The sequence below is a fragment of the Polaromonas sp. P3_C2 genome, from assembly GCF_056402675.1.
This window is the reverse complement of record NZ_JBFUGX010000197.1, coordinates 1-6,724: the sequence shown is the minus strand read 5'-3', so window position 1 is coordinate 6,724 and position 6,724 is coordinate 1. Positions and strand designations below refer to the sequence as shown.

The window sequence follows — 6,724 nt, the reverse complement described above, 5'->3', positions numbered from 1 at the left end:
AGACCCGGCCGTCTTGATGGTGACTTTCAGGCCCGGGTACTGCTTTTCCAGTTCGGACTTGGTCCGGTTGGCCCAGTACACGACCCCGCCTGTCCAGCCGTGCGTGGCGGCCGGTATCGATACGCCGATGTGTGGCTTGCCCTGGGCCATGGCGGAGGGTGCCGCACCCAGCGCCGCGAGAACTGTGGCGCCTGCGGCCATCAGACTTATCAATGATTTCATGGTTTGTCTCCTTATGTTGTGAGAAACGGCAGCCTTGCCACCTGTGGGGAACCGGTTACTTGCGCCCGCGCTGGAAGAACGCGACGGCGATGATCACGAAGCCCTGCACCGCCGCGTTCAGGTACACACTGATGATGCTGGTCAGGTTGAGGATGTTGCCGATCACCGAGAGCAGCACAGCACCGATTACGGTGCCGGTGATGCCGCCGGCACCGCCACGCAAGGCAGTGCCTCCGACGATGACCGCAGCGATGGCTTCCAGCTCCCACAGCAGCCCGGTACTCGGCGAGGCCGAACCCAGGCGCGGCACATAGAGCACGGTGGCAATGYCCACGCAGATGCCCAGCAACATGTATGTGAGAACCTTGACGCGGTCCACCTCGACGGCCGCGTAGCGCGCAACCTGCTCGTTGGAACCGATGGCCTGAACGTACCGGCCAAAGGCAGTGCGGTTGAGAACGAGGCCGCCCAGCAATGCGACAGCGGCGAATACCCACACGGGCACCGGCACCCCCAGCCAGCTGCCGTAATACACCGGGCTGTAGACATCGACCAGTGCACTGTCGAGCGTGATGGCGCCGCCGTTGGAGAAGTAGGTCAGGTACGCGCGGAAGATGCCCAGCGTTCCCAGCGTCACGATGAAAGGCTCGATGCGGCCCTTGCTGATGAGCAGCCCGTGGCCCAGGCCGAACAGTGCGCCAAGTACGACGGCGAAGGCCATGCCGGTCACCACGGCCGCCATGGGGTTCCAGCCGGCGCCTGCTGTCGCATTCATCAGCAGGATCGTGCTGCCCGCAATCAGCGCGGCCATGGATCCCACCGAGAGATCGATGCCGCCGGAGATGATGACGAAGCACATCCCCACCGCGATGATTCCGATGAAAGCCGTGCGGGTGAGCACGTTCATCGCATTGTCGAGGCTGGCGAAGTTCTCGTTGAGAATCGCACCCGCGATGCACATAAGTGCCAACCCGGCCAGTGGCCCGGCTCCCGTAAAAGAGGGCCATTTTCGCAGTGCCGGTCTGGCGACAGGCGCTGGAGCGGCGGCGGTATCAGTGGGTTCCAGTTGCATGGGCAATCAACAGTTCTTCGGACAGCTGATCCTGCGCGAGCTCGGCAGCGAGCCTTCCCTGGCGCATCACAAGGACGCGATGACATAACCCGATCAGCTCGAGCAGCTCGGAGGACACGACGATGATCCCGCGGCCTTCGCTGGCCAGCCGCTGGATCAGGAAATAGATATCGCGCTTGGCGCCGACGTCAACTCCTCGCGTCGGTTCGTCCAGCACCACGACTTTGGGATCAGGCTGTAACACCCGCGCGAGCGCCAGCTTCTGCTGGTTGCCGCCGGACAGTGCGGAAGCCGGTATGTCGGAGCGTTGCGTGCGGATGCCAAATGCCGTGGTCGCGGCCACGAGGGCTGCCTGTTCCCGCTGCGGATCGAGCAGCGGCTTCGCATAACGCTCCAGCGCCATCAGCGTGAGGTTCTGCGCCAGCCCCATGCGCAGGTGCAGGCCACGCGTCTTGCGGTCCTCGCTGAGATATGTGAGACCCAGCCGTGCGGCCGAACGCGGATTGCGCCGCATCCAGGTTTTGTCTGTTACCTGCACAGATTCCGCGCTGGAGGGGCGCAACCCCAGGAGCCCTTCAAACAGCTCGGTCCGGCCCGCACCGACCAGCCCTGCAAAGCCAAGCACCTCCCCGGCGCGCACCTGGAAGCTTGCGTCGTGRCACCACCCGGGTACGGTCAGTCCTTTCACGTCCAGCAGGACGGGCGCGCCGGCCGCCACGGGAAGCCTGCCCGGAAAGAGATCGGCCAGTTCGCGCCCCACCATCAGGCTGGCCATCTGCTGGCGTGTCACGCTCTGCGTGGACCGGCGAGCCACGAATCGCCCGTCGCGCATGACAACCACCTCGTCGGTGATGCGTTCGACTTCGTCCAGCTTGTGGGAAATATAAAGGATGGTGGAGCCTGCCGCTCTCAGTTGCCCGATGAGGGAAAACAGGCGCTCGGTCTCGGAGGGCGTCAATGTGGCGGTGGGCTCGTCCATCACCAGTACGCGCGCGCGCCGGCTGAGCGCGCGTGCGATCTCCACCAGCTGTTTCTCTGCCACGATGAGGTCGCCCACGCGGCGCGCGGGGCTGCAATTCAGGCCAACCTGACGCAATGCGGCGCCCGCCTCCCTGGCCATCAGGTCTTCGTCCAGCAGCCCGTAGCGCTTGCGCTCATGGCCGAGGAATATGTTCTGCGCAATGGTGAGGTCATCAGCAAGGTTGAATTCCTGATGGATCATCACCACACCGGCCGCTTCGGCCTCGCGCGGCCCMTTGAAACGTACGACATGCCCGCCCACCTCCACCACGCCTTCGCTGGCGGCCTCGTAGCCGGCCAGGATTTTCATCAGCGTCGACTTGCCGGCGCCGTTTTCTCCAAGCACCCCGTACACCCGGCCAGGTGCGAGTTCAAAACTGACCCCATGCAGTACCTGCACGGGGCCGAAGCTCTTGCTCACGTCTTTGAAGCCGACCGTCAAACTCACTGAGTGCTCCTGCGTTCGGTTCTTCAGGCCGCGCCGGCGAAGATCGCGGCATTGACCCGGTTTTCCAGCCACTCCTGACGGCCGCTCACAGGCTTGGGCCGAAGATCGTTGACGAAGGCATGTTCGGCGAGCTGGCTGAGGCTCATGTCGCCCGTGATGATGCGCCGCCCCAGTTCACCGTCCCAGTTCGCGTAGCGCTGCTGGCGGAACTGCTCAAGCTCGCGGGACTCCATCAAACGCGCGGCGCTCTTGAGCGCCAGCGCCAGCGCATCGATCGCACCCACATGCCCGTGCAGAATGTCAACCGGATCCATGCTTTGGCGCCGCACTTTCGCGTCGAAGTTGAACCCGCCGCTGCCGATTCCGCCGGCGCGGAGGACTTCGTAGAGCGCCAGCGTAAGGTCCTCCACACTGTTGGGAAACTGGTCGGTGTCCCATCCGTTCTGTGGGTCGCCACGGTTGGCATCGATGCTGCCGAAGATTCCGAGGGAGGCGGCGGTTGCGATCTCGTGCTGGAAACTGTGGCCCGCCAACGTGGCGTGGTTGGCCTCGATGTTGAGCTTGATCTCCTTTTCCAGGCCGAACTCCTTCAGGAAGCCATACACAGTGGCGCTGTCGAAGTCGTATTGGTGTTTGGTCGGCTCCAGCGGCTTGGGCTCGATAAGCAGTTGCCCTTTGAAACCGATCTTGTGTTTGTGGTTCACCACCAATTGCATGAATCGGCCCAGCTGCTGGCGCTCGCGCTGCAAATCGGTATTGAGCAGGGTGTCATAGCCTTCGCGCCCACCCCACATCACGTAGTTGGCACCGCCAAGCTGCTGGGTGGCATTGAGCGCGCTGAAAACCTGCGTCGCCGCGTACGCGAAGACGTCGGGGTCGGGGTTACTCGCCGCGCCGGCTGCGTAGCGGGGATGGCTGAACAGKTTGGCGGTCCCCCATAGCAGCGAAATACCGGTTTCTTTCTGCTTCTGGGCGAGCACGTCCACCATCGCGGACAGATTGCTGCGGTACTCGGCCAGGTTCGCGCCTTCCGGCGCCACATCGGTGTCATGGAAAGTGTAGAACGGGACATCGAGCCGGGAAATCAGGCCAAAGGCTGCATCCGCTTTCTTCCTCGCCATCGTCAACTCGTCTCCACCGGCATGCCAGGGCCRCGCAAACGTGCCTTGTCCGAAGACATCGCTGCCGGGCCACACGAAGGTGTGCCAGTAGCAGACGGCGAGCCGCAGGTGCTGTGCCATCGGCTTGCCCAGCACGACGGCACTGGCGTCATAGTGACGGTAGGCCAGGGGCGTCGTGGCCTGAGGGCCTTCATAGCGTACGGGTGCGATGGATTCGAGAAAGTTCATGTTTGTGGTGGGTAACTGCTTTCAGTGGCACCATCCTAGAACCGCCGGCCTCCGCCCGCGATTGCGAAATTTGCGAGGACAGCTTGCGAAATTGCTTTCTGCAGCGCAGCAATCCGTCCGATATGCCGGTATCCTCATGATCAACCGACCCGACCATGAAATCGTCATTACGTCAAAGTGGCCCTACCGTGCTGCGCGTGGCATTGCTCTTCCATGCGAGCAAGGTGTATGACCGCGAGATCATCACGGGCATCGGCGACTATGTGAACCACACGCGGGTCGCCTGGGATCTCTTCCTTGAAGAGGATTTCCGCTTTCGGCTTGACGGCATCCACGACTGGGACGGCGACGGGATCATCGCGGACTACGACGATCCGGCCGTGGCGCACGCTCTCACAGGGGTACGCGTACCTGTCGTTGCCGTCGGGGGCTCCTACGAGGATCCCGCGTGCTACCCCGTCAATGTGCCGTACGTTGCGACGGACAACCGCGAACTGGTCGCGCATGCGCTGACCCACCTGGTGGAGTCCGGGCTTTCCCGTTTTGCCTGCTACAGCCTGCCGGAATCGCCGCTCAACCGTTGGGCCCAGGAGCGCGAAAAAGCGTTCACCGCCCGGCTTGCCCGCGACGGGTTGGCTGGTGAGATCCACCGGGGCCTGGCAACCAGCGCGCCCACATGGGGAAGCGCGACAAGGAAACTGCTCTCCTGGCTGCAAAGCCTGCCCAAGCCCGTTGGCATAGTCGCCGTCACGGACGCGCGTGCACGGCAGGTGCTGCAGGCGTGCATCGTCGGCGCAATCGCAGTTCCCGACGAAGTCGCCATCATCGGGATCGATAACGACACACTGGGCCAGCACCTGACGAGAATCCAGCTCAGCTCGGTCAGCCAGGGAACCCACGAAATGGGCCATCGCGCGGCGCACCTGTTGCACCAGGCCCTGAGCGGCTCGCCGGTGAACGACGTGCGTGTGGTCGTGCCTCCGGCCGGCGTGCATTCGCGCGCGTCCACCGCGCGCGACGTCGAACACAGCGCGACCGTGATGCGCGCTCTCCATTACATCCGTCAATACGCCTGCCAGGGCATCAAGACGGAGCAGGTTGCCGAAACGGTGGGGCTTTCACGCTCATCGCTGGAGATGTACTTTCGCCGCGAGTTGAAGCGCTCCGTCCATGACGAAATCCTGCTGTACAAGTTGCAGCGTTGCTTTCAGTTGCTCAGCAACACACAAATGGGCATCGATGACATCGCGCGGGCGAGCGGCTTTCGTTCCGTCCAGTACCTCAATACAGTGTTCAAGCGGGAGCTGGGGGCAACGCCGGCTTCGTGGCGGGAAAGCCGCCGGAGCTGAGCCGGCAGTTTCTCTGGTCCGCTACGCCTTGTGCCGGCGATAAAACGCGAGGGCGTTCTTGAACATCACTTTGTCGCGCACGCCGGCGCCGAACGGGGCCAGATACGCCTCGGCGATGGCAATCTGGGCTTCGAAAGTCCCGTGCAGGGTGATTACCGGCCAGTTGCTGCCCCAGATCAGGCGGTCCTTGCCGAACGCGGACATCAGTACGTCGAAGTGCGGCTTGTACGAAGCGAGGTCAGTGGGAGACGGAAAAACCACGTCACCTGGAGCGTACATGTCATAGAACGACGAAAACTTCATGTACAGATTCGGGCAGTCGCTGGCGAGGCGGCGAACGTCGGACGCCCAGGTGGGGTCCACCGCCGGCCCGGTTGCGCCACCCAAATGGTCGATGATGATGCGCAGATTGGGCACCGCGGTACAAAGCGCCTGCACCTGGCTCTTCGGATTCCTGGTCCCCCGGCTGATGATGTCGAGCGTCATACCGCGCGCTGCCAGGTCGCGCAGGCTGGTGAGCTGTGCCGCGCTGAGCGTGATGCCCTCAGCCGGGCCGGTGAGATAGCCGCGGATTCCCACGAAGCGCGGGTCCGTTGCGAACCGCGCGAGATCGGTGGAAAAGTTCGGCGCGCCTACCTCGATGTTCCCGACGAAGAACGCGTAAAACGGATCGTTCTTGATGAGGTCGAGGACCCACTGGTTGTCCTGAACAATGCCGCTCGCTTCCACGATCCCGGCCGCCACCACGCCCTGGGACCTGGCGAATGCGCTGTACTCCGGCGGCAGCACGTCGCGGAAGATCGGCCCCTCCGCCGCTGTGGGCCATGGCACACCGCCGGACCGGGTCACCTGCCAGAAGTGAATATGCGTCTCGACGATGGGCCGTTTGCCGGGCGGGGCGTTGCGTTCGGCGGATTCGATCGCAGCCAGCAGCGCCTGATCGACGGCACCACGCCCCCCGCGCGCCGCTGCGAGCCACGTCATGCCAGCGCCGCCGCTGCTGCCGCGCAGTGCCTCAGGCCTTTGCTTACTGTCTCCTTCATGGTCTTCTCCTTGTCGGGTTGATGGGTGTTCCGGAACGAACCCTGTCATACGGTAAGTCAGTGGTAACTGACACATTGTTGATGCAGATCGAGGCGCTATTGGACGGCGGCACGCCTCCGGCAGGATCGCGGATCAGGGTAAGACCAATATTACATATGTGTCAATATTGGCCTGACCAATCAACACCGCAGACCCGCGAAGCCCACAGAGAAGCAACGAT

The 6,724-nt window shown here is 63.2% G+C and carries 5 protein-coding genes and 1 pseudogene; 1 reads left to right on the top strand and 5 read right to left on the bottom strand.

Going from position 1 to position 6,724, the window contains the following annotated elements:
- The 4 genes and pseudogenes from AC1DWI_RS10265 to xylA form a co-directional block, all read right to left on the bottom strand.
- Nucleotides 1-222: pseudogene (locus AC1DWI_RS10265) on the bottom strand (ABC transporter substrate-binding protein); the annotation flags it as partial.
- 55 nt (nt 223-277) lie between these two features.
- Nucleotides 278-1,294 carry an ABC transporter permease gene (locus AC1DWI_RS10260; protein WP_477724783.1) on the bottom strand — a complete coding sequence of 339 codons (1,017 nt, stop codon included), beginning with the start codon at nt 1,292-1,294 and terminating at the stop codon, nt 278-280.
- The gene (locus AC1DWI_RS10255) at nt 1,275-2,762 is read right to left on the bottom strand and encodes a sugar ABC transporter ATP-binding protein (protein ID WP_477724782.1); all 1,488 of its coding nucleotides are present in this window, start codon (nt 2,760-2,762) and stop codon (nt 1,275-1,277) included. Before AC1DWI_RS10255 ends, AC1DWI_RS10260 begins: the two co-directional genes overlap by 20 nt.
- Before the next feature lie 23 nt (nt 2,763-2,785).
- On the bottom strand, nt 2,786-4,111 hold the full coding sequence (gene xylA / locus AC1DWI_RS10250; protein WP_477724781.1) for a xylose isomerase: 1,326 nt from the start codon (nt 4,109-4,111) through the stop codon (nt 2,786-2,788).
- A 155-nt stretch (nt 4,112-4,266) separates the two neighbouring features.
- Here xylA and AC1DWI_RS10245 point away from each other — a divergent pair, with 155 nt between their 5' ends.
- Complete coding sequence (locus AC1DWI_RS10245; RefSeq protein ID WP_477670180.1) at nt 4,267-5,460, top strand: XylR family transcriptional regulator; 1,194 nt, start codon at nt 4,267-4,269, stop codon at nt 5,458-5,460.
- Between the two features lie 21 nt (nt 5,461-5,481).
- Here the strand turns inward: AC1DWI_RS10245 and AC1DWI_RS10240 are convergent, their stop codons facing one another.
- Nucleotides 5,482-6,444: an amidohydrolase family protein gene (locus tag AC1DWI_RS10240; RefSeq protein ID WP_477670181.1), complete on the bottom strand. Its 963-nt coding sequence runs from the start codon at nt 6,442-6,444 to the stop codon at nt 5,482-5,484.
- Between the last annotated feature and the right edge of the window lie 280 nt (nt 6,445-6,724).

Coding starts and splice junctions, on each gene's coding strand:
- AC1DWI_RS10245 (WP_477670180.1), top strand. CDS start 4,267: ATGAAATCGTCATTACGTCAAAGTGGCCCTACCGTGCTGCGCGTGGCA.
- AC1DWI_RS10240 (WP_477670181.1), bottom strand. CDS start 6,444: ATGACGTGGCTCGCAGCGGCGCGCGGGGGGCGTGGTGCCGTCGATCAG.